The following is a 23,013-nucleotide window of genomic DNA, read 5'->3' as shown; positions in this document are numbered from 1 at the left end:
CCGGCGGCGGGCAGCGCACCGCCGCCGTGAAAGGACCACGATTGAAGGAACGGTCGACGTCGGAGCAGACGCTCGCCGAGCCCACCGAGCCTCTCCGCTCGCCGGGAAGTCGCCGGCCGGGGGTGCGGTCCACCACGGTCGTGGCGTCGGTGTCCAGCCTGGTGAGCGGCCTGTTGAACGCCGGGATCCTCGCGTACAGCGCGAGACAGGGCCAGACCGCCGAGATCGCGGCCTACAGCGTGATGACGGCGGCGCTGACCTGGGTAGCCAACCTGATCATGGGCGGGTCCTCCCTGTTGTACGTGTCCGGCAATGACGAGGAGCGTCGCGCGGCACACAGTCAGCGGCTGCTGGTGGCGGTGCCGGCCATGGCGACCGCCACCCTGCTGATCGCCGCGTTCTACATCCACGCGGAGTACGGCCTGGTCGCCCTGCTCAGTGCCGGTGGCGTCATGATCTTCAACAGCCTCGCCGACCTGCGCTTCGGCGACCTCGCCCGACAGATGCGCTTCGTCGCGGCCTCGGCGGCGATCGTCAGCACCCGGCTTCTCTCCATGGTCCTGCTGCTCGCCGGATTGCCACTGACCACCGCACTGCTGGTCGGTGCGGCCACCTACCTGCTCAGCACGGAGGTCCTCGCCTGCCACGGGCCGGCCGCCGCGCCTGCGATGTGGAGAGGGCTGTCGCTGCGCGCCGCCGGGCGCGCCTTCGGGATGAGCCGCCGGCTGTACACGTACAGTCTCGCCGAGGCGTTCACGGGCCGTGCGAGCACGATCGCCCTCTCCCTGGTGGCGAGCCCCCACGTCGTCGGTTGCTACGGGGCCCTGGTCAACATCTACCAGGCACTGGTCGCCGTCACCTTCAGCGGACTCCGGGTGCCGATGGCGCTGCGGACCCGGCGGCGGCACAACCTCGGTCCCCGACAGGCGATCAACCGGGACAGCGAGATGATCGCCGTCGTCGGCGCGACCATCATCGCCGCCGGGGTCATCGCCACCGCGCCCTGGCTCACCTCGAGCCTGCTCTCGCTGCCGATACCCGAATCGGCGCTCTGGCTGCAACTGTTGGCCCTCGCCCTACCGTTCACGACCATGAACCGCGCCGTTGCGCTCAACCGCATCGGCGACGGGAAATACGTCGCCGCCAGTCGTCTCGGCCTGTCGATCGCGGTGCTGGTGGGCGGCGCGCTCCTCATCCAGGCGGCGACGCTCGGACCGACAGGCGCCGCCGCCGCGACCCCCGTCGCGGAGATGCTGGTGGCGGCGGCCCTGCTGCTGGCCACGGTGACCCGTCGGCATCGGCGGCGCGGATCCCACCGCCCCCGCCCGGTCGCGTCTGACCAGAAGCGTCAGCCGGCGTCGTCCGGCGACCTCGTCGGTAGGTAGACCGTTGGGCTGGCCGCGCGGCGACGATCAGGACACGAACAGCGCGTGCTTGCCGGCGCGGGTGCGTGTCTGATCGGCCACCTGGTGAAAGGTGATCGAGTCCGCGCTGAGATCAGGGTGGTCCTTGCGCAGCTCGCGAACGAAGTACAGGTGCACGGCTTCCAGGTCGAGCTCGTGGTCGGCCTGCACGTTGATGTGCAGCGCGTCGGGTCGCTCCTGACGGAACTGCACGCCGACGATGCCCGGGAGGGTCTTGAGGATGTGCACCGGCAGGATCGGCGACAGGTCGAGAATCCCGCTCGCCGAGCCGACCTGGACGATTTCCTGCTGTCGACCGAGTATCGAATGGATCTTCAACACGTTGCCGTCGACGACGTCAGTCGGTTCGATCTGGTCGCCGATGGCGTAGTTGACCAGTGGGAACAGACGGTCGTCGAGGGTGGTGACCGCGAGCGAGCCGTCCTGGTCGACGAGACAGATGTAGCTGTCCCAGATGACCTGGATGGGCCGCGCCTGCGCACGGGACATCGCCATCAAACCGGTCTCGGCGGCACCGTACTCGATCACCGCACTCGCTCCGAAGACCCGTTCGATCAGTGCGATGTCCGCGTCGCTGGCCGTCTCCGCGGTCAGAATCACCGCCCGCAGCCGACTCATGTCGCCCAGGTCCAGCCCGTTGCGCTCGATGTAGCGGGCAACTTTGAAGATCGCCGAGGTGTACCCGACCAGCATCACCGGCTGCCGGGACCGGATCTCCTCGTAGTGACCGCGCAGCGCGGGGTCGCTGAGGTCGTAGGCGTTCAGTCGAGTGATGTTCACCAGTCGGTCCGCGACGTCCCGCTTCAACCGGGCGACCCGGCTGGCCATCCCGTCGCCGAACAGATGCGAGTGCCCCCACAGCAGGACCTGCGGCTCGAACGGTCGGATTCCCCGCCATGCTCGGCCGAGATAGTTGTTCGCCCACCGGTCGGTCGACTCGCTGCGACCGCGCGGAAACCTGGTCGGCTGGCCGGTGCTTCCACCGGTGCTGTAGACCTGCTTCGGCGACGCCTGCGCGAAGACCTCCGCAGAGCGGCTGATCAGCAGTTCCTTGTCGAGCACCGGGAAGTAGTGCAGGTCCGACGGCCGAGAGATGCCGCTGGGGAGTCCGTGCTCCTTGCGCCAGGACCGGTAGAACGGCACCTGCGTCAGGCAGTACGCCCAGATTCGGTTGAAGCGCTCGACCTGAATCCGCTCGATCTCCGCGCGGGACAACGGCTCGTTGTACAGGGCGATTTTCCGCTCCAGACGCCGGCGGCGTTCCGCGAACAGCCACCCGCGCTCCATCAGCGCACGCACGTTTGATTCGCCTCCTGGCTTCGCTGCCACCCGTGGGAGCAGAACTGAACTCCCCAGCTCCGCTCGTTTCTCAGCAACCGTTCAACGAGGCGGCAAAATGCCAGTTACGAGGCCGACCCGCACGCTGCCCGCCGACCGGGACCAACCCGTCACCTGCAGCGCAGACACCGACACGGTCAGCCACGACGCGCCCATCGACCTATTGACATCGATCACCCCGCACCGAAGGCTCGCGCCTACAGTTCCTTCACTCAGGGAGGCGCGATGAGACCGAAGCGTTTGGCGATCGCCAGCGTGGTCACCCTGCTCGGCGCACTGGCACTCACCCCACCGGCCGGTGCGCGGCCACCATCGGATCCGGGCGCTCGCGACGGTCTGGAGGTGTACGTCGGGACGGTCGACGCGAAGCAGCGGGAACAACTGCGCGCGGCGGGGGTCGACCTCGGCCACGACGCGAAGACGGACTCGACCGGCCGCACGGCGGTCGAGACGGTGCTCAGCCGCCGGCAGGCGAAGCGGCTGACCGACCAGGGCGTGCCGCTGTCGGTGAAGAAGGTCCGCGGCAAGGACGCGTCGCAGGCGCTGCGCGAGCAGGCCGCGGCCGGCTGGACGAGCTTCCGTCCCTACGGTGAGCCGGGTGGCCTGCGGGACGAACTGAACGCCACCGCCGCGCGGTACCCGAAGCTGGCCCAGGTGCAGACGATCGGTCGCAGCCAGCAGGGTCAGCCGATCCTTGCCGTGAAGGTCACCAAGAACGCGCGGAACGTCGCCGACGGTCAGCGACCGGCGGTGCTCTACGCCGGCGCGCAGCACGCCCGCGAGTGGATCACACCGGAGATGACCCGCCGGCTGATGCATCACGTCCTCGACAGCTACGGCACCGACCGGGAGATCACCCGGCTGCTGGACACGACCGAGCTGTGGTTCCTGCCGGTCGCCAACCCGGACGGCTACGACTTCACCTTCACCCCCGGCAACCGGTTGTGGCGCAAGAACCTGCGCGACAACAACGGAGACGGGCAGATCACCTCCGGTGACGGTGTCGACCTCAACCGCAACTTCAGCTACAAGTGGGGGTACGACAACGAGGGCTCCTCACCCGAGACGAACAGCGAGACCTACCGAGGCCCGAGCCCCAACTCGGAACCGGAGACGAAAGCCCTGGATCGGCTCTTCAAGCGGGTGGGGTTCGAGTTCTTCGTCAACTACCACTCGGCCGCCGAACTGCTGCTCTACGGCATCGGCTGGCAGGTGAGCACGCCCAGCCCGGACGACGTGATCTACCAGGCGATGGTCGGCGATGACGCCCACCCCGCGGTGCCCGGCTACGACCCGGACATCTCCGCCGAGCTTTACACCACCAACGGGGACACCGACAGCCACGCCACCGTCAAGTACGGCACCCTGGGTTTCACCCCGGAGATGTCCACCTGCGAGGCCGCCTCGGCGGTCGACCCGGACGACCAGTGGCGTCCGGAGGACTGCGTCAGTGGCTTCATCTTCCCCGACGACGAGGCGCTGATCGCCGGCGAGGTGGGCAAGAACCTGCCGTTCGCGCTGGCCGTGGCGCGCTCCGCGGCGGACCCGGACGACCCGGTCTCGGTGGTCGGCCGCAGCACCCCGGACTTCGTGGTGGACGCGTTCGACACCTCGTACGGGCGTACCCAGCAGGTCGCCTCGATCACCCGGCGGGCGCTGAAGAACGTGAAGATGCACTACACGGTCAACGGTGGGCGGCCGAAGACAGTCGCGGTCCGCGAGTGGCGCGGTGGTGAGCGGTACGGCGACACGCACGACGACTACTACGCGGAGCTTCGCGGCACCGTCAAGGGCACGAAGCCGGGTGACCGGGTGGAGGTCTGGTTCACCGGCAACAAACCCCGTACCGGGGTGGTGGCCAGCGAACACTTCACCTACCGGGTGCACAGCGACATCGGCGGTGACGTGCTGGTCCTCGCCATGGAGGACGTCACCGGTCTCAGCCCGGCGCAGACCGGCACGACCGCGAAGTACGCCGACGAGGTCGCGGCGTCGTTGAGCGCCGCCGGGCGCAGCAGCGACGTGTACGACTTCGACGCGATGGGCCGCACCGCGCCGCACCCGCTGGGGGTGCTGTCCCACTACCCGGCGGTGGTGTGGGAGACCGGCGACGACGTGATCCTGCGCTCCCAGGGTCAGGTCGCCGGCACGGCGGCCCGGGCGGCGCTGGACACCGAGCTGGCCGTCCGGGACTACCTGAACGAGGGCGGCAAACTGCTGGTCAGCGGCCAGTACGCGTTGTTCGCGCAAGGCGCCAACGGTTCGTACGTCTATCACCCGGACGCGCCGGCGGAGTGCACCGACCCCGACGACGCGACCTGTCTGCCGCTGTTGAACGACTTCCAGCAGTACTGGTTGGGCGCGCACACCTACGTCAGTGACGGCGGCACCTCGCCGGAGGGTGAGCCGTTCCCCGTCGCCGGGACCGACGCGCCGTTCACCGGCTTCAGCGGGCAGCTCAACGCGCCCGGGTCGGCGGAGAACCAGGCGCACACCGCGTCGTTCCTGACCACCTCGACCTTCCTGCCGCCGGACGAGTTCCCCCAGTTCGCCAGCTCCGCGCCGGTGGGTTGGACCCGACCGGGGGGTGCCCCGTTCGATCCGCGTACCGGTGAGTGGTACCTGTTCAGCGGGCAGGCCGACGAGGCGTACAAGCGGCTGAGCCGCACCGTGGATCTCACCGGGGCGAGCAGCGGCGAGCTGCGCTTCTTCACCTCGTACGAGATCGAGCAGGACTGGGACTTCTTCTTCGTCGAGGCGCACGAGGTGGGCAGCGACGACTGGACCACCCTGCCGGATGCCAACGGCAAGACCAGCACGGTCACCGGCGACAGCTGCGTCGAGGGTTGGGTGGAGCAGTTGCACCCGTTCCTCGCCCACTACCAGGGCGCGGACTGCTCCCCCACCGGAAGCACCGGCAGCTGGAACGCGGCGACCGGGTCGTCGGGTGGCTGGAAGGAGTTCGTGGTCGACCTGTCCGCCTACGCCGGTAAGCAGGTCGAGGTGTCGATCACGTACGCCTCGGACTGGGCCACCCAGGGTCTCGGTGTCTTCCTGGACGACGCCCGGGTGGTGGTGGACGGCGCGACGGTGGCGCAGACCTCGTTCGAGTCGGCCGACCTGGGCGGCTGGACGGTGGCCGGACCGCCGGCCGGGACCGCCGGCAACGCCAACGACTGGTCGCGCAGCCAGCAGGCGTTCGAGGAGGGCTCGGTGGTGGTCACCGCGGACACCGTGTACCTGGGCTTCGGGCTGGAGGGTCTGCCTCCGGCGGCCCGCGACGACCTGGTCGCCCGCTCGCTGACCCACCTCACCGGTCAATCCCGCCCCTGACGGCGGCGAGGTGCGCCGACGGTCCCCGGACCGTCGGCGCACCTTCGGTGTACGCCAGGTGTGGTCGCCGCCGATGTGGTGAGCTGTACGGGTGTCGGGGCTGGGACTTGTGCTGCACCCCACCCGGGATGTCACCGAGGTGGTCGGGATCATCGAGCGGTGGGCGACGCGCAACCACAAGACGCTGATGGTGCGCGAGGAGGACCAGCACCGTGTCCCGTCCACCGTCGAGCCGGTGCCGGCGGACGAGGTGGCGGCCCGCGCCGACGCGCTGATCAGCATCGGCGGGGACGGCACCATGTTGGGTGCGCTGCGGTCCGCCGTGCTCGACCCGAAGCCGGTGCTCGGCGTACACCTGGGTCGCCTGGGTTTTCTCGTCGAGGTCGAACCGCCGGAGCTTCCCGAGGCGCTGAGCCGGTTGCTCTCCAAGGACTTCACCGTCGAGTCGCACGCCTGCCTCGCCTGCGATGTCTGCGGGGACGACGTCGTGGCGTTCAACGACATCGCGTTGGTTCGCCAGCCGGGCGCCGGCTTCGTCAGCGTCACGCTCGCCATCGACGGCCAGCAGTACGGCTACTACCGCAGCGACGCCGTGGTGGTCAGCACTCCGATCGGCTCGACGGCGTACAGCTACGCCGCCGGTGGTCCACTGATCTCCCCTGCGGCGGACTCGGTGGTGATCACGCCGGCGGCGCCGATGGCGGGCATCTCCCGGGCGGTCGTGCTCTCCCCGGACGAGAAGATCCGGTTGGAGCTACAGCCCAACTCGTCGCCGGTCGTGGTGGAGATGGACGGGCTGGTGTTCCGCGACGCGGCGACGGAGGGGACGGTGGACATCTCGTACCGCCGCGATGCCGGTCTGGTGGTCCGCTTCGACCCGTTGCGTTACCAGGAGCGCAATCAGTTGAAGATGACGCTCCTCGACCTGCCGTTCCTCCCCGAGCAGCTCCGCGAACTGCTCCCCGAGGAGTTACGCCGACGCGGCCAACAACTACCCCCACCCGCCGACCCCCCACCCTGCTGACCCCACCCCCGCTCGCGTTGATCATGAGGTTGACGGGACGATTGGAGATCAAAAACCCCGTTAACCTCATGATCAACGCGAGCCGGGGCGGGGGTCAGGACCTTGTTAGGGCTTGGTCTACCAGGGTTTTGGCTTCTTCCTGGATCTGCTTCAGGTGGTCTTGGCCCTGGAAGGACTCGGCGTAGATCTTGTAGACGTCCTCGGTGCCGGACGGGCGGGCGGCGAACCAGCCGGACTCGGTGGTGACCTTGAGGCCGCCGATCGGCGCGTTGTTGCCGGGGGCGGTGGTCAGCGCCGCGGTGATCGGCTCACCGGCCAGCTCGGTGGCGGTGACCTGCTCCGGGGAAAGCTTGCCGAGCACGGCCTTCTGCTCCCGGGTGGCCGGGGCGTCGATCCGGGCGTACGCGGGCGCGCCGAAACGCTCGGCCAACTCGGCCCAGTGCTCGCTCGGGCTGCGGCCGGTGGTCGCCTGGATCTCGGCGGCGAGCAGACAGAGCAGCAGGCCGTCCTTGTCGGTGGTCCAGGTCGAGCCGTTGCGGCGCAGGAACGACGCCCCGGCGCTCTCCTCGCCGCCGAAGCCGACCGCCCCGTCCAGCAGGCCGGGCACGAACCACTTGAAGCCGACCGGCACCTCCAACAGCGGCCGGCCGAGGTCGGCGGCCACCCGGTCGATCATCGACGAGGAGACCAGGGTCTTGCCCACCGCGGCGGCCGGACCCCACTCGGTGCGGGTACGGAACAGGTGCCGAATCGCCACCGCCAGGTAGTGGTTGGGGTTCATCAACCCGGCGTCCGGGGTGACGATGCCGTGCCGGTCGGCGTCGGCGTCGTTGCCGGTGGAGATCTGGTAGTCGGCACGCGCGGCGATCAGCGACGCCATCGCATTCGGCGAGGAGCAGTCCATCCGGATCTTGCCGTCGCCGTCCAGGGTCATGAACCGCCAGGTCGGGTCGACCGTCGGGTTCACCACGGTCAGGTCCAGACGATGCCGCTCGGCGATCTCACCCCAGTACGCCACGCTCGCCCCGCCCAGCGGGTCCGCGCCGATCCGGACCCCCGCAGCACGGATGGCGTCCATGTCGATCGCCGCCGGCAGGTCGTCGACGTAGCTGGCGAGGAAGTCGTACTCCCCGGTGGTGTCGGCGGCCCGCGCCCGCGCGTAGGTGACCCGGCGGACCTCCTTGAGCCCGGCGGCGAGGATGGTGTTGGCCCGGTCCTGGATCCACCGGGTCACGTCGGTGTCGGCCGGCCCGCCGTTGGTGGGGTTGTACTTGAAACCGCCGTCGTCGGGCGGGTTGTGCGACGGGGTGATGACGACGCCGTCGGCGAGCCCGCTGGTGCGCCCCCGGTTGTGCGTGAGGATGGCGTGCGACAGCGCCGGGGTCGGCGTGTAGCCGTCGCGGCTGTCCACCAGCACGGTGACCCCGTTGGCGGCGAGCACCTCCAGGGCGTCCACCGCGGCCGGGGCGGAGAGCGCGTGGGTGTCCCGGGCGAGGAACAGCGGCCCGTCCAGGCCCTGCTCCCGCCGGTAGTCGCAGAGCGCCTGGCTGACCGCCAGGATGTGGTCGGAGTTGAACGCGTTGCGCAGGCTGGAGCCGCGGTGGCCGGAGGTGCCGAAGGAGACCTGCTGCGCCGGGTCCGTGGGATCCGGATGCTCGGCGTAGTAGGCGGTCACCAGGCGCGGCACGTCGACCAGGTCGGCGGGCTCAGCGGGCTGGCCGGCACGGGGGTGGGTCACTGCGGGAACCTCCTCGGGGAGTGCGGGTCGGTCACGGCTCGACCTTCTGGCCCTTGCCGATGACCACGATGCCGTTGTCGGAGACCGTGTAGCGCTGCCGGTCCTTCTCCAGGTCGACGCCGATCTCGACGCCCTCCGGGACGAACACGTTCTTGTCCAGGATGGCCCGCCGGACGACGGCGTGCCGGCCGATCTCCACACCCTCCATCAGCACCGAGCCCTCGACGTGCGCCCAGGAGTGCACCCGCACCTTCGGCGAGACGATCGAGTTCTCCACCAACGAACCGGAGATGACCACCCCCGGGGAGACCATCGAGCCGACCGCCCGGCCGACCCGCTCACCCCACTGGTGGACGAACTTCGCCGGCGGCCACGGCGGCTGCTCGGTGTAGATCGGCCAGTCGAAGTTGTACATGTTGAAGACGGGGTGCACGTTGATCAGATCCATGTGCGCGTCGTAGAACGAGTCGAGCGTTCCCACGTCCCGCCAGTAGCCGCGGTCGCGGTCGGTGCTGCCCGGCACCTCGTTGTCGCGGAAGTCGTAGACGTTGGCCTCGCCGCGCTCGACGAGCATCGGGATGATGCTGCCGCCCATGTCGTGCTTGCTGGTCTTGTCTTCGGCGTCGCGCTCGACGGCCTCGCAGAGCGCCCGGGTGGTGAAGACGTAGTTGCCCATCGAGGCGTAGATCTCGTCCGGTGCGTCGGGCAGGCCGACGGCGTCGGTGGGCTTCTCGCGGAACGCCCGGATTCGCTTGCCGTCCTCGCCGACCTCGATGACACCGAACTGGTCGGCGGTCGACAGCGGCTGGCGGATGCCGGCGACGGTCACCGCCGCACCGGAGGCGATGTGGTCCTCCACCATCTGCCGCGGGTCCATCCGGTAGATGTGGTCGGCCCCGAAGACGATCACGTAGTCGGGCTGCTCGTCGTTGATCAGGTTGAAGCTCTGGTAGATGGCGTCGGCCGAGCCGGCGAACCACCACGGGCCCCGGCGTTGCTGGGCGGGCACGGGGGTGACGTAGTTGCCGAGCAGCGTGGACATCCGCCAGGTCTTGGTGATGTGCCGGTCGAGGGAGTGGGACTTGTACTGGGTCAGCACGACGATCTTGAGATAGCCGGCGTTGGCCAGGTTGGAGAGGACGAAGTCGACCATGCGGTACATCCCGCCGAACGGGACGGCCGGCTTGGCCCGGTCCGTGGTGAGTGGCATCAGGCGCTTGCCCTCTCCACCCGCCAGGACGATCGCGAGCACCTTGGCAGCCATGCTCCGACGCTATCCACCCGCGTCGCACTTCACCACTCGTACGGGGACTCTTCTGCACTAGGGTGCGGGGTCATGACGGAACCCACTCCCCTGCGCGTCGATCTGCTCACCCGCGAATACCCGCCGGAGGTCTACGGCGGCGCGGGCGTGCACGTCGAGTACCTGGCTCGGGAGTTGCGCCACCACACCGACGTACGCGTGCACTGCTTCGGCCTGCCCCGCACCGAGCCGGGCGTCACCGCGTACGCCGAACCGCCCGGCCTGACCGGCGCGAACGCCGCGCTGCGCACGATGGGCGTGGACCTGGAGATGGCCGCCGGCGCGGCCGGCACCGACGTGGTGCACAGCCACACCTGGTACGCGAACCTGGCCGGGCACACCGCGAAGCTGCTGCACGGGGTGCCGCACGTGGTGACCGCGCACAGCCTGGAGCCGCTGCGGCCGTGGAAGGCCGAGCAGCTCGGCGGCGGTTACGCGCTCTCCTCCTGGATCGAACGCACCGCCATGGAGGCGGCCGACGCGGTGATCGCGGTCAGCGGCGGGATGCGCACCGACGTGCTCACCGCGTACCCGCAGATCGACCCCGACCGGGTCCGGGTGGTCTACAACGGCATCGACACCATCCAGTACGCCCCGGACCAGGGCACCGACGTGCTCGACCGGCTCGGTGTCGACCCGTCGCGCCCCAGCGTGGTCTACGTCGGCAGGATCACCCGGCAGAAGGGGCTGCCGTACCTGTTGCGGGCCGCCCGGGAGTTGCCGGCGGACACCCAGCTCGTCCTGCTCGCCGGCGCGCCGGACACCGCCGAGATCGCCGCCGAGGTGGAGGAGCTGGTCGCCGAGCTGCGGGCCAACCGCTCCGGTGTGGTCTGGGTGGCCGAGATGCTGCCCAAGCCCGAGGTGATCCAGGTGCTCACGCACGCCACCGTGTTCGCCTGCCCGTCGGTCTACGAACCGATGGGCATCGTCAACCTGGAGGCGATGGCCTGCGAGACGGCCGTGGTGGCGACCGCCACCGGCGGCATCCCCGAGGTCGTCGCCGACAACGAGACCGGCCTGCTGGTGCCGATCGAGCAGGCGACCGACGGCTCCGGCACTCCCCTGGCCCCGGACCGCTTCGTGGCCGACCTGGCGGCGGCGATCAACTCGCTGCTCGCCGACCCGGCGCGCACCGAACGGTTCGGCCTGGCCGGGCGGCGACGGGCCGTCGAGCACTTCTCCTGGGACGCGGTGGCCCGGCAGACCCTGGAGGTGTACCGCTCGGTCGGGGCGACGGGCTAGCGCTCAGCGACGTGTCCGACGCCACAGCAGGTACCCGGCACCCAGGACGGCCACGGCGACCACGACGTTCACCGGCGTCGGCCAGGGGCCGCGCTGTGGACGGCCGGCGTCGCGGACGGTCAGCTCGGGCAGCAGGCCGGCAGCTAGGTGCAGGTCGAAGACCTCGCAGTTCTGCATGCCCAACTCGCAGGTACGGCCGGTGTCAAAGCGGGACAGCGTCCGTCGGGCACCGGTGCCGAGTTGCACCTCGGTCAGGGACAGGTGACCCGCGGAGTCACCTGTCGCGACGACCATCGTGTCCGCCGAGCGCCAGCCGAGCAGCTGCACGACGTCCTGGACCGCCGCCGGTGGTGTGAAGGCGTCCGTGACGGGCAGGAAGTCGACGTCGCCGACCTTCCACAGGAAGGTGCCGTGGCGGCCGGTGTCTCCGCCGGTGGTGCCGTTGAACGGGCCATCCGTGATCCACTGCTCGGTGGCAAGGAACCTGCCGTCCGGCGACCAGCCGACCTCGGCCGCCAGTTCGCGTCCGGCCGGGATCTGGACCTTGCCGTACTCGCGCCCGTCCAGGTCGATGAGGTGGGCCGTCTGGCCGACCTGCACGGCCAGGCGGCGGCTGTCCGGCGCGAACGCCGCCGTCCACGCCGGTTTGATCGTCGGCACCTCGGTGCGGCGTCCGGTCGCCAGGTCGAGCAGCCAGAGCGTGCCGGTGCGGGCCACCTCGGCTTCGACGACGTTGACGCTGCCGAACTCGCCGGAGTTGCTGAGCGGCGCCGCGCTGTACGCGACGTGACCGCCGTCGGGGGACCACGCCAGCAGCCGCACGCCGACCGCTTCGCCGAGCGGGAGGGATCGGCGCCCCCCGGTGGTCAGATCCTCGAGGATCAGGTTGTCGGTCGCACCACGGTCGTCGCCGAGCAGCACGTGAGTGCCGTCCGGGGCGAGGAGCGCCGAGGGGCGGTTCCGCTGTTCACTGGCGTCGACCCGCCGATAGGTGTTTCCGTCGGCCCCGACGACCAGTGACTGGAACATGTTGAACGTCTCGCCGTTGCCGTAGCCGTAGAGGGCGATCGCGCGGCCGGGCGGAGCCTTCGCGACGGTGCTGGTGAGTAGTGAATACCCGGCGAGACGGTCCGGCAGGCTCGGCCTCGTCGACGGGGCCGCTGGCTGAACGGAACCCTGCACACCGGGCACGATCAGGACGGCCAGGACCAGCACGGCGACCACCCACACCGAGGCGACGCCGAGCCGGCGGCGCCGAACCGAGCGGCGGGCCCGGGTGAGCACGCCGTCCAGGTAACCGGGCGGCAACGGCGGCGGATCGTCCGGCAGGGTGGCGAACAGTTCTCTCATGGCGTGTCCGACCCCTCCGGCTCGTAGTTCGACAGAAGGCGGCGCAACGCCGCGATGGCGTACGAGGTCTGGCTCTTGACGGTGCCGGTCGAGCAGCCCAGCGCCGCCGCGGTCTGCGCGACGTCGAGGTCCTCCCAGTAGCGCAGGACCAGCACCGCGCGCTGTCCACGGGACAGTTTCGTGAGCGCGGCCAGCAGGTCGATGCGGTGTTCGGCGCCGGCGAGCGGCGGCGTCGCGGGCCCGATCACGTCGGCCACCGGCCGTACCCGGCGGGTCCAGGACCGCTCCCGCTCGGCCAGGTAGGTGTGGACCAGCATCACCCGGACGTAGCCGTCCACGGAGTCCGCCTCCGATGCCCTACGCCAGTGCCGGTACAGCGCGACGAGGCACTCCTGCACCAGGTCGTCGGCGGCCGACCACTGCCCGCACAGCCGGTACGCCAGTCGTCGCAGCCACGGCATGCGTGCCTGCACGTACTCGACGTACTCTCGTTCATTGCGCAATCCGGCCTCCCGAAACACTAGGAGTGGTCCCGGACCCGTTTTGGTTGTGGCGGCTCGCGCGGAAATTCGCGTCGTGACCGCGGCCGATCCGGTCGGGCTGAGCCGCTCGCCGCGGCACTCACCTCAGATCGCCGTGCCGGGCGGGGACTTGAGCAGCGAAGCCGCCTCGGCACGATAGCCACCCTGCCCGGTGCGCAGGGCGCTGGCCGCCAGCCGGATCAGATCGATGTTGACCCCGGCGGCACCGCTCGGATCGTGCACCGTCAGTTTCACGTCGACGCTCACGGCCGTCCCGCCCCATCCCTGCGCCTCCAGGTTGAGGTGCGCCACCTTCTGCGATTTCAGCTGTGACAGGTAGCCGAGTGGAGCCACCTGCACCTTGTCGGCAGCCGAGAGCGCGTTGAGCTTGGACTGCGCCTTGGTGTTGGGGTTCTCGACCAGGTTGCGGAAGTCCTCGGTACCGCCCAGGTTGACCTGGTAGGAGCTGACCAGGGTGAGGCCCCGCTCCGCCAGGAGCCGCAGCAGCGCGTTGTGCAGCACCGAGGTACCGAACTGGCTGGCCAGGTCGTCGCCGATCAGCGGCAGCCCGGCCGCCGCGAACCTGTCCAGCAGCCGTGGATCGCGCGCGACCGGGTCGGCGGTGGTGTTGATGAACGCGACGCCCGCCGTGTGCGCCGCCTCGGCGTACGCCCGGGCGGTCTCCGGCCGGCCACTGGGCGCCGAGTAGAGCAGCACCTCCGCCCCGGCCAGCGCCGCCGCCACCCGCGGCACCTCGCTCGCGTCGACGAGGCCCTTCGTGACGGGCACACCCGCGCTGGGCAGGTCGCAATCCAGCCGGGGGAAGTTGTTCGGCGGCAGGAAGATCGCCTCGGTCAGGTCCCGACCGATCTTCTCCGCGGAGGTGGCGAACGCCGCCACGATGTCGATGTCCCCCACGCCGAGCCCGTCGATCACGGGTCGACGGATGCCGACCAGGCTGCCGCTGTCGCGGTAGAGGGCAAGCCCCTGCACCAGTGCCGACGTGTTGTTGCCGACGCCGACAACGGCGACCTTCACCCGTTTGATGATGGCGGAAGGCTACGTCACCTCCGGTTCGACGGTCCGTCCCGACGGGATGCTGCAACGGGCCGGAAGCTGTCGTACATCTGTTCTAGTCTCTGCCTGTGATCGATGCGTTGGAGCAGGCCGAGGCCGCTGTCGTGGCCTGCTTCGACACGCCCGTCTGGGCCGCCGGTGAGCGTGATCTCGTCGCGGCGCTCGATGCCGCGCACCGGCTCGAGCAACGCCTGGCCGCGGTCAAGCTCGCCCTCGTCCGGGAGCTGGATGGTCGAGGCACCGCCACCGCCCAGGGCGCGTCCTCGACGGCGGTGTGGCTGCGGGACCGGTTACGACTCCCGGTCGGCGCCGCCCGCCGTCTGGTCGAGCTGGCCGCCACCCTCGACACCGCCCCGCCCGCCGTGCGGGACGCGTTAGCCGGTGGAGCGGTCGACGTTGCGCAGGTCCGGGTCATCGCCGACACGGTCCAGACCGTCCACACCGCCGCCGGCACGCAGGCCGCCGACAAGGCCGTCGGCGTCCTCGTCAACTGGGCGGCACAGTTCGACGCCACCCAGCTACGCCGCCTCGGCACCCGCATCCTCGACCACGTCGCCCCCGAGGTCGCCGACGCCGCCACCGAGGCCGCGCTGAGAGCACAGGAGTCACGCACCACCCGCGACCGGCACATCACGATCAGCGAGCAGACCGACGGCCGGCTGCGCCTCACCGGCATCCTCGACACCGAAACCGCCGCCGCGCTCCGCGCCGCCATCGACCCCCTCACCACACCGACCGGGCCCGACGACGCGCGCACCCCCGGACAACGCCGCCACGACGCCCTGGCCGACGTGTGCCGGCTCGCCCTGCGCACCAGCGACCTACCCGAAAACGGCGGCGACCCCGCCCAACTCGTCGTCACCACCAGCTTCGACGGGTTGACCCGGCAGTTGAGCGCCGGCGCCCTCGACACTGGGCTTCAGCTCACCCCCGAGGCCGTGCGCCGCCTCGCCTGCGACGCCGCCATCCTCCCCGCCATCCTCAACGGCGCCGGCCAACCACTCGACGTCGGCCGACAACGCCGCCTCATCACCGGCCCACTCCGCCGCGCACTCGTCCTCCGCGACCGCGGCTGCGCCTTCCCGGGCTGCGACCGACCACCCCGCTGGTGCGACGCCCACCACATCCGGCACTGGGCCGACGGCGGCACCACCAGCCTCGACAACGCCGTCCTGCTCTGCGGCCACCACCACCGACATATCCATCGCAGCGACTGGGCCGTCCAACTCGGCCGCGACGGCCACCCCGAGTTCACGCCGCCCGCGTGGCTCGACCCGGACCAGCTCCCCCGCCGCAACCACTACCACCGGCGCAGATAGCCGCCGGCGCAACCGGCCGACCAACGAGGCGCAGCACAGCACAGAACAGCAGCGCAGAACAGCGCAGCGCGGATCAGGCGGCACCGAGGGTGGCGGCGAGCTGGCCCAGGCCGACCGGCGCGTCGGCGGACCGCCACACGACCGCGACCAGCTTCCGGACCACCGGCCGGTCGTGCACCTCCCCATGGGCGGTGCGCTCCGCGTCGAGCAGCGTCCGGCCCGCCCGGAGCATGTCGCCGACCCGGGCGTACGCGCGGGCCACGTCGAGGAGGTACGCGGCCCGATGTTCGTGCGGGAGCCACCGCCACTCGTCTCCGGCCACCAGCCGCTCGTGCCGCGCCATCGCCGTTGGACTGTCGCCGAGGGCCACCTCGACAATCACGCGGGCCGCCTCGACCGCCGCCCGGGAAAAGCTTCCGCCGCCGTCCGTGCCGATGTCTCGGCTGATCGTCTCGGCCTGGTCGAGTGACTGGTGGGCGAGGCGTTCGTCTCTCCCGCCTGCGGCGGCGAGGGCGACCTGAAGGAGCAGCGTCCCCCGCAGCGCCACGTTGGCCGAGGACCCGACGCCGAACTCGTGCGCACCGATGCGGTCGGCGGCGGCGACCGCCGCGTCCAGGGCGGACCGCCGTCGACCCCGGGACCGCAGCGCCTGACTCAATGGCACGGTGGCGGTGCCGGCCAGCTGCGGGTCGTGGGTCGCCAGGGCGACACTCATGCCACGGTCGGCGGCCAGCCAGGCCAGCTCGCCCTGGTCGACCTTGATCAGCACCAGGGCGATGAGCGCGTACACCGACACCAGCAGCCCGTCCGTCGTGCCGGGGTGTGCTGCCCGCGCTTCGCGCACGTCGTCGAGCAGGTCGGGCAGCAGCATCAGCAGTGCCGCGTACCGGGCATGCCGATAGCTCTGCTCGGCATGCGCCAGCCGGGTAACCACCTCCTCGGCCAGCGGCGGCCGGTCCGTGCCCGGCAGGTGGTACCGGGCCAACGCCGTCCGGATCCCGTCCACCCCGGCGACGACCGGCGTCGGCCGGGTGGGCCGCGCCCCCAGCAGGACCTCCACGTCGATACGCAGCGTCTCAGCGACCTCCCGAAGGTTGGACACCCGCTCCAACCGGCGTACCCCACGCTCGACCTTGTCCACCCAACTCTTCGACTTGCCGAGCCGGTCGGCGAACTGCTGCTGCGTCATGTTCCGCCGCACCCGCCACTGCGCGACCCGGCGGCCCACCGGCAGCTCGTTCACCGCCGGCCCGTCGCGCTCACCGCACGACCCCAACCACAAGCAGCACGAGTACGACCACAGCGATCACGAGTCCGTAGGAATACTGCCGCCGGGTGAGCGGCGCCCCCGTCGGCCGGGGCGGACCAGGCACCCGATCCCCCGTCCGGCTGCGGCGGCCGTGCCCCGGCGATCGGGTACGCGGGCGGCAACGGCCCGTCCGGCAAACGCTCGTCCAACTGTGCCTCCTCACGGCACGAGGGAGATGGTCGATGGGTGACGGTCGGGTGACGGTCGGTGGATGGGTGACGGTCGGTGGGTAGCGGTCGGTGGGTGGCGGTCGGCGGGTGGGCGGGATGCAGGTGGCACTCGGGCTGCAGGTCAGGGTGGGTAACGCGGGGGCACCACCCACCCTGACCAGGTGCAGGTACTCCGCTGCTGACGAGAGAACCTTGAAATTCAACTTAGAGTGCAGTGAGTACAGAGTCAACACAGGATGCACAGAGTGTCATGTGCGCTGGCATGCTCAGAGGGCTGACGAGAGGTGGCCCCGCCATGCCGAGACAACCCGTATACGAGCAGGTCATCGATGACGTGATCCGCTCGATCCAGTCCGGCACGCTCCAGCCCGGCGACAAGCTGCCGTCCATCGCGGAACTCGGCGAGCAGTACCGGGCCAGCGCCACGCCCATCAGGCTTGCCCTGCGGATCTTGGATGAGCGGGGCTGGATCGAGGTACACCAGGGCAAGGGGTCGTTCGTGGCGGCGGAACCGCCCGCCTGACGTCGTTCCACCCCTCGCCCGACCTAGATCCACTCGCGTTTCAGGAAACCGTCGGGTCCGGGTCGCGTGGACACCGCGGATTCCTGCAACCCGAGTGGATCTTGGAGGGCCGGCGGCCGCAGGAGGGCGGACGGGGGTGCTTGGCCGCGCGCGAACGGATCTCGCGCAGTAGGTTGGCGGGGTGACTGGACGGTTCCCGATCGAAGACGTCTCCCCCGTCGTCTCGTGCGGGGGGTACCCGGCCAAGGCGGTGGTCGACGAGCCGATTCCGGTGTCGGCGCGCGCCTACCGGGAGGGGCACGACGCGCTCGGCTGCAACGTGGTGTGGCGCGGCCCGGACGGCGAGCAACGGCCGTTCACCCGGATGCGCCCCGGTGAGCCCGGCCAGGACCGTTGGCACGCCACCATCACACCGGACGCGGTCGGCGAATGGTCGTTCACCGTCGAGGCGTTCCAGGACCCGTACCTGACCTGGCAGAACGCGGTGACCAAGAAGATCGCCGCCGGTCAGGGGCCGGAGGACCTGGCCAACGACCTGGCCGAGGGCACGCGGGTGCTGGCCGCCGCCCGGGACCTCGTCCCGGCCGCCGACCGGCCCCGGGTCGCTGACGCGCTCACCGCCCTCGCGGAGACCGACCTGCCGCTGGCGCAGCGGGTCGACCCGGCGTTGGCCCTGGCCGACCTGCTCTGGGAGCACCCGGTGCGGGAGCTGCGCACCGCCGGTGACACGTACTCGATCTGGGTAGACCGTAAGCGGGCGCTCTACTCGGCCTGGTACGAGTTCTTCCCTCGTTCCGAAGGGGCGGCGGGCGACCGGTCGGGCACCTTCGCCACCGCCACCGAGCGGCTGCCGGGTGTCGCCGCGATGGGCTTCGACGTGCTCTACCTGCCGCCGATCCACCCGATCGGCCGGGTCAACCGCAAGGGCCGCAACAACGCGCTCACCGCCGGCCCGACCGACGTGGGCTCGCCGTGGGCGATCGGCGCCGCCGAGGGCGGCCACGACACGATCCACCCCGATCTGGGTACGCCGGCAGACTTCCGGGCCTTCATCCAGGCGGCGGCGGCGCACGGCCTGGAGGTGGCGATGGACCTGGCGTTGCAGTGCGCGCCGGACCACCCCTGGGTCACCGAGCACCCGGAGTGGTTCACCACCCGGGCCGACGGCAGCATCGCGTACGCGGAGAACCCGCCGAAGAAGTACCAGGACATCTACCCGGTCAACTTCGACAACGATCCGGAGGGCATCCGGGCCGAGGTGCTGCGGGTGGTGCTGCACTGGGTCGGCGAGGGCATCCGGATCTTCCGGGTGGACAACCCGCACACGAAGCCGTTCGACTTCTGGCACTGGCTGATCGCCGAGGTCAAGAAGGTCGATCCGGACGTGCTGTTCCTGGCCGAGGCGTTCACCCGGCCGGCCATCATGCACGGCCTCGGCAAGATCGGCTTCACGCAGTCGTACACCTATTTCACCTGGCGCACGACGGCGGCCGAGATGCGGGAGTACTGCGAGGAGCTGATCGAGGCGGCCGACTACATGCGGCCGAACTTCTGGCCGAACACCCCGGATATCCTGCACGAGTCGTTGCAGCACGGCGGCCCGCCGATGTTCAAGATCCGGGCGGTGTTGGCGTCGCTGCTCTCGCCCTCCTGGGGCCTGTACGCCGGCTACGAGCTGTTCGAGCACGTGGCCCGGCCGGGCGCCGAGGAGTACCTGGACAACGAGAAGTACGAGCTGCGCCCCCGGGACTGGGCCGGCGCGGAGGCGCAGGGCCGCTCGCTGGCGCCGTTTCTGGCCACCCTCAACCGGGTACGCCACGACAACCCGGCCCTGCACCAGCTCCGCAACCTGCGCTTCCACGAGATCGACAACCCGGCGCTGCTCTGCTGGTCCAAGCACGACCCGGACACCGGCAACACGGTCATCGTGGTCTGCTCGTTCGACCCGCGCGACGTGCAGTGGGGCAACACCACCCTGGACATGCCGGCGCTCGGCTTCGACTGGCACGAACGGTTCACCGTGTACGACGAGCTGACCGGCACCAGCTACGACTGGGGTCAACGCAACGCGGTACGCCTCGACCCGTACCTGCAACCCGCGCACGTGTTGACCGTGCGCCCGGCTACCGGCCGCTCGCCCCGTATCGCGCCGACCGCTCCCGCACCGAAGGACCCCCGATGGACCAGCTGATCTCCGGCGCGACGCACGACCCGCACGCGCTGCTCGGCGCGCACCCCACGGGCTCCTCGACGACGATCCGCACCCTGCGCCGGGGCGCTGGCGACGTGGTGCTGCTCGTCGGCGACGACCGGCACCCGATGAAGCGGGTGCACGACGTGGGCGTCTTCGAGGCCCGGGTCGACGGCGTCGTGCTCGACTACCGGGTGGAGGTCGACGGCACCGCGCACGACGACCCGTACCGCTACCCGCCGACCCTCGGTGAGCTGGACCTGCACCTGATCCGCGAGGGCCGGCACGAGCGGCTGTGGGACGCGCTGGGCGCGCGGGTCTTCGACGAGGGCGTGGCGTTCAGCGTCTGGGCGCCCAACGCCCAGGGGGTGCAGGTGGTCGGCGACTTCACCGGCTGGGCCCCCGACGACGGCTGGCCGATGCGGTCACTCGGCTCCAGCGGGGTGTGGGAGCTGTTCGTCCCCAACGCCCGGGTCGGGGCCCGCTACAAGTACCGGGTGCTCGGCGCCGACGGGCAGTGGCGGGACAAGGCCGACCCCCTGGCCGCGTACGCGGAGGTGCCGCCGGCCACCGCCTCGGTGGTGCACCACTCCACCTACCGGTGGAACGACGCGGACTGGCTGGCCCGGCGGGCCGAACGGCAGCCGCACCAGGAACCGATGAGCGTCTACGAGGTGCACCTCGGCTCGTGGCGGCCCGGCCTGAGCTACCGGGAGCTGGCCGAGCAGCTCACCGCGTACGTCACCGAGCTGGGCTTCACGCACGTGGAGTTCCTGCCGGTGATGGAGCACCCGTTCGGCGGTTCCTGGGGCTACCAGGTGACCGGCTACTACGCGCCCACCTCCCGGTTCGGCGACCCGGACGACTTCCGGTACCTGGTCGACCGGCTGCACGCCGCCGGCATCGGCGTACTCCTGGACTGGGTGCCCGCGCACTTCCCCAAGGACGAATGGGCCCTCGCGCGGTTCGACGGCACACCGCTGTACGAGCACCCCGACCCGCGGCGCGGCGAGCACCCCGACTGGGGCACGTACGTCTTCGACTTCGGCCGCAACGAGGTGCGCAACTTCCTGGTCGCCAACGCGCTCTACTGGTGCGACCAGTTCCACATCGACGGGCTGCGGGTCGACGCGGTCGCCTCGATGCTCTACCTGGACTACTCCCGCAACCACGGCGAGTGGGCCCCGAACCAGTACGGCGGCCGGGAGAACCTGGAGGCCATCGCGTTCCTCCAGGAGGTGAACGCGACCGTCTACAAGCACCACGCCGGCGTCGTCATGATCGCCGAGGAGTCCACCGCCTGGCCGGGCGTCACCCGGGCCACTGCCGAGGGCGGGCTGGGCTTCGGCTTCAAGTGGAACATGGGCTGGATGCACGACACCCTGCTCTACACCTCGAAGGACCCGATCTACCGCCAGCACCACCATCACCAGCTCACCTTCTCCCTGGCGTACGCCTGGAGCGAGAACTACGTGCTGCCGATCAGCCACGACGAGGTGGTGCACGGCAAGGGCTCACTAACCGGCAAGATGCCCGGCGACACCTGGCAGCGGCTGGCGAACGTGCGGGCGCTGCTGGCGTACAAGTGGGCGCACCCCGGCAAGCAACTGCTCTTCATGGGCTCCGAGCTGGCCGACGACCGGGAGTGGAGCGAGGAACGCGGCCTCGACTGGTACCTGCTGCACGACCCGGCCCGCGCCGGCGTGCAACGGCTCGTCGGCGACCTCAACCGGATCTACCGGGACACCCCGGCGCTCTGGGCACAGGACACCGACCCGGCCGGGTTCCGCTGGATCGCCGGCGACGACGTCGCCAACAACACCGTGTCGTTCGTCCGGATCGCCCCGGACGGCTCGACGCTGGTCTGCGTGGCGAACTTCTCCGCCCAGCCGCTGCACGACTACCGGATCGGGTTGCCGGCCGGCGGGACGTGGCAGGAGGTGCTCAACACTGACGCGCACCCCTACGGCGGGTCGGGGGTGGGCAACCTGGGTGAGGTGCGCGCCGAGGACGTGCCGTGGCACGGGATGGTCGCCTCGGCGGCCCTCCAGGTGCCCCCGCTGGGCGTCATCTGGCTCCGCCGAAGCTGACGCGACCAGCCGGTCAGACCAGGCCGGCGTCGCGCAGCAGCTGCCAGAGGCCGGCGCCGTCCGGGGCGGAGAGCCACTTCTGCCCCACCGGCCCCGACGCCGTCCGGCCGGCCGGAGCGGGCAGGGTGCCGGCCAGCACCGACTGGGTCGGGGAGAGGCGGCGGATCGCCACCCCGGCCACGTTCTCCGGGTGGGCGGCGGCGAACTCCCGGTAGATCTCCTGGTCGTGCTGGCCGTCGTCGCCGACCAGCAGCCAGCGCACGTCGGGGAACTCCTTGGCCAGCCGGGCCAGGGTGGAGCGCTTGTGTTCCATGCCGCTGCGGAACCAGCGGTCGGCGGTCGGGCCCCAGTCGGTGAGCAGCAGCGGCCCGGCCGGGTAGAGGTGCCGGGACAGGAAGCGGGTCAACGTGGGCGCCACGTTCCACGCGCCGGTGGAGAGGTAGAAGACCGGCGCGCCGGGGTGCGCGGTGACCAGCCGCTCGTAGAGCACCGCCATGCCGGGCACGGCCGCGCGGGCGTGCTCGTCGAGCACGAACGTGTTCCACGCGGCGAGCAGCGGTCGGGGAAGCGCGGTCACCATCACCGTGTCGTCGATGTCGGAGAGGATGCCGAACCTGACGTCCGGGGCGAGGATGCGCACGGGCGCGTCGACCGGCTCGGCGTCCGGGACGCTGAGCCGGACCGTACCCCAACCGGGTGGCAGGTCGGCCTCGACCAGGGTGTCGACGAAGCCGCTGCGGTCGGCCTGCGCCTCGTGGCACACCCCGCCGGCCTCGATGATCACGGTGACGTGCTTGGCGGGCAGGGTGGCGAAGCTGCGCCAGCCACGGACCTTGTCCAGCCGACCCCGCTGGCGGGTGTCCGGACGCCCCAGCAGCACCCGACACATCACCCGCACCCAACCCGGCGCGCCGTAGCCGGTGTACGCGACGATGTTGATCCGCCAGCCGGTGCGCCGCAGCCGGCGCTCGACGAGCTGGTGCACGGCGTCCTCGATCCGCGCTGCCCGGTGCAGGTTCGGAACGGCCAGCTGGCCGGCGGGAGTGGGTGGCACGCGCCAA

General features: G+C 70.7%; 16 protein-coding genes. 8 read left to right on the top strand and 8 right to left on the bottom strand.

Annotated features, from left to right (window positions below):
* Positions 1 to 41 precede the first annotated feature (41 nt).
* On the top strand, positions 42 to 1,385 hold the full coding sequence (locus EV382_RS03170) for a polysaccharide biosynthesis protein (RefSeq protein WP_130400143.1): 1,344 nt from the start codon (positions 42 to 44) through the stop codon (positions 1,383 to 1,385).
* A 27-nt stretch (positions 1,386 to 1,412) separates the two neighbouring features.
* Here EV382_RS03170 and EV382_RS03165 read toward each other — a convergent pair whose 3' ends face one another.
* Positions 1,413 to 2,723, bottom strand: coding sequence for a phenylacetate--CoA ligase family protein (locus EV382_RS03165; protein ID WP_130400142.1), 1,311 nt, complete (start codon positions 2,721 to 2,723; stop codon positions 1,413 to 1,415).
* A gap of 264 nt (positions 2,724 to 2,987) precedes the next feature.
* On the opposite strand from EV382_RS03165, the gene EV382_RS03160 reads away from it, so the two are divergent.
* Both EV382_RS03160 and EV382_RS03155 read left to right on the top strand, forming a co-directional pair.
* Positions 2,988 to 6,095: a M14 family metallopeptidase gene (locus tag EV382_RS03160; protein WP_130400141.1), complete on the top strand. Its 3,108-nt coding sequence runs from the start codon at positions 2,988 to 2,990 to the stop codon at positions 6,093 to 6,095.
* Between the two features lie 100 nt (positions 6,096 to 6,195).
* Positions 6,196 to 7,119: an NAD(+)/NADH kinase gene (locus tag EV382_RS03155; protein ID WP_425271967.1), complete on the top strand. Its 924-nt coding sequence runs from the start codon at positions 6,196 to 6,198 to the stop codon at positions 7,117 to 7,119.
* Positions 7,120 to 7,213: 94 nt separating this feature from the next.
* On the opposite strand, the gene pgm is transcribed toward EV382_RS03155, so the two are convergent.
* Together pgm and glgC are read right to left on the bottom strand one after the other, a co-directional pair.
* Positions 7,214 to 8,857 carry a phosphoglucomutase (alpha-D-glucose-1,6-bisphosphate-dependent) gene (gene pgm / locus EV382_RS03150; RefSeq protein ID WP_130400139.1) on the bottom strand — a complete coding sequence of 548 codons (1,644 nt, stop codon included), beginning with the start codon at positions 8,855 to 8,857 and terminating at the stop codon, positions 7,214 to 7,216.
* Between the two features lie 31 nt (positions 8,858 to 8,888).
* Entirely contained in the window at positions 8,889 to 10,121 is a 1,233-nt protein-coding gene (gene glgC / locus EV382_RS03145) for a glucose-1-phosphate adenylyltransferase (RefSeq protein WP_130400138.1), read from the bottom strand.
* A 72-nt stretch (positions 10,122 to 10,193) separates the two neighbouring features.
* On the opposite strand from glgC, the gene glgA reads away from it, so the two are divergent.
* Entirely contained in the window at positions 10,194 to 11,402 is a 1,209-nt protein-coding gene (gene glgA, locus EV382_RS03140; protein WP_130400137.1) for a glycogen synthase, read from the top strand.
* 3 nt (positions 11,403 to 11,405) lie between these two features.
* Here the strand turns inward: glgA and EV382_RS03135 are convergent, their stop codons facing one another.
* From EV382_RS03135 to EV382_RS03125, 3 genes are all read right to left on the bottom strand, one after another.
* The gene (locus EV382_RS03135; protein ID WP_130400136.1) at positions 11,406 to 12,752 is read right to left on the bottom strand and encodes a hypothetical protein; all 1,347 of its coding nucleotides are present in this window, start codon (positions 12,750 to 12,752) and stop codon (positions 11,406 to 11,408) included.
* Positions 12,749 to 13,255, bottom strand: coding sequence for a SigE family RNA polymerase sigma factor (locus EV382_RS03130; RefSeq protein WP_244236524.1), 507 nt, complete (start codon positions 13,253 to 13,255; stop codon positions 12,749 to 12,751). The genes EV382_RS03135 and EV382_RS03130 overlap by 4 nt, the downstream gene beginning before the upstream one ends.
* Positions 13,256 to 13,378: 123 nt before the next feature.
* Entirely contained in the window at positions 13,379 to 14,311 is a 933-nt protein-coding gene (locus EV382_RS03125) for an inositol-3-phosphate synthase (RefSeq protein ID WP_244236523.1), read from the bottom strand.
* 107 nt (positions 14,312 to 14,418) lie between these two features.
* On the opposite strand from EV382_RS03125, the gene EV382_RS03120 reads away from it, so the two are divergent.
* Positions 14,419 to 15,669: an HNH endonuclease signature motif containing protein gene (locus tag EV382_RS03120; protein ID WP_130400134.1), complete on the top strand. Its 1,251-nt coding sequence runs from the start codon at positions 14,419 to 14,421 to the stop codon at positions 15,667 to 15,669.
* A 73-nt stretch (positions 15,670 to 15,742) separates the two neighbouring features.
* Here EV382_RS03120 and EV382_RS03115 read toward each other — a convergent pair whose 3' ends face one another.
* Positions 15,743 to 16,912 carry a helix-turn-helix domain-containing protein gene (locus tag EV382_RS03115; RefSeq protein WP_244236522.1) on the bottom strand — a complete coding sequence of 390 codons (1,170 nt, stop codon included), beginning with the start codon at positions 16,910 to 16,912 and terminating at the stop codon, positions 15,743 to 15,745.
* Positions 16,913 to 17,443: 531 nt separating this feature from the next.
* On the opposite strand from EV382_RS03115, the gene EV382_RS03110 reads away from it, so the two are divergent.
* The 3 genes from EV382_RS03110 to glgB all read left to right on the top strand — a co-directional run bounded on the left by EV382_RS03110 (position 17,444) and on the right by glgB (position 21,952).
* On the top strand, positions 17,444 to 17,671 hold the full coding sequence (locus tag EV382_RS03110; protein WP_130400133.1) for a winged helix-turn-helix domain-containing protein: 228 nt from the start codon (positions 17,444 to 17,446) through the stop codon (positions 17,669 to 17,671).
* Positions 17,672 to 17,852: 181 nt separating this feature from the next.
* Complete coding sequence (locus EV382_RS03105) at positions 17,853 to 19,862, top strand: alpha-1,4-glucan--maltose-1-phosphate maltosyltransferase (RefSeq protein WP_130400132.1); 2,010 nt, start codon at positions 17,853 to 17,855, stop codon at positions 19,860 to 19,862.
* Positions 19,850 to 21,952: a 1,4-alpha-glucan branching protein GlgB gene (glgB, locus tag EV382_RS03100; RefSeq protein ID WP_130400131.1), complete on the top strand. Its 2,103-nt coding sequence runs from the start codon at positions 19,850 to 19,852 to the stop codon at positions 21,950 to 21,952. Before EV382_RS03105 ends, glgB begins: the two co-directional genes overlap by 13 nt.
* A gap of 13 nt (positions 21,953 to 21,965) precedes the next feature.
* On the opposite strand, the gene EV382_RS03095 is transcribed toward glgB, so the two are convergent.
* On the bottom strand, positions 21,966 to 23,006 hold the full coding sequence (locus tag EV382_RS03095; protein ID WP_130400130.1) for an App1 family protein: 1,041 nt from the start codon (positions 23,004 to 23,006) through the stop codon (positions 21,966 to 21,968).
* Positions 23,007 to 23,013: the final 7 nt, after the last annotated feature.

This window comes from Micromonospora violae (assembly GCF_004217135.1).
GTDB lineage: Bacteria > Actinomycetota > Actinomycetes > Mycobacteriales > Micromonosporaceae > Micromonospora > Micromonospora violae.
The sequence above is the reverse complement of the archived record's forward strand: the minus strand, read 5'-3'. Positions and strand labels throughout refer to the sequence as shown.

Excerpts from the sequence above, each read along its gene's own strand:
- glgC (WP_130400138.1), bottom strand. The coding sequence starts at position 10,121 with ATGGCTGCCAAGGTGCTCGCGATCGTCCTGGCGGGTGGAGAGGGCAAG.
- EV382_RS03160 (WP_130400141.1), top strand. The coding sequence starts at position 2,988 with ATGAGACCGAAGCGTTTGGCGATCGCCAGCGTGGTCACCCTGCTCGGC.
- EV382_RS03135 (WP_130400136.1), bottom strand. The coding sequence starts at position 12,752 with ATGAGAGAACTGTTCGCCACCCTGCCGGACGATCCGCCGCCGTTGCCG.
- glgB (WP_130400131.1), top strand. The coding sequence starts at position 19,850 with ATGGACCAGCTGATCTCCGGCGCGACGCACGACCCGCACGCGCTGCTC.
- glgA (WP_130400137.1), top strand. The coding sequence starts at position 10,194 with ATGACGGAACCCACTCCCCTGCGCGTCGATCTGCTCACCCGCGAATAC.
- EV382_RS03110 (WP_130400133.1), top strand. The coding sequence starts at position 17,444 with ATGCCGAGACAACCCGTATACGAGCAGGTCATCGATGACGTGATCCGC.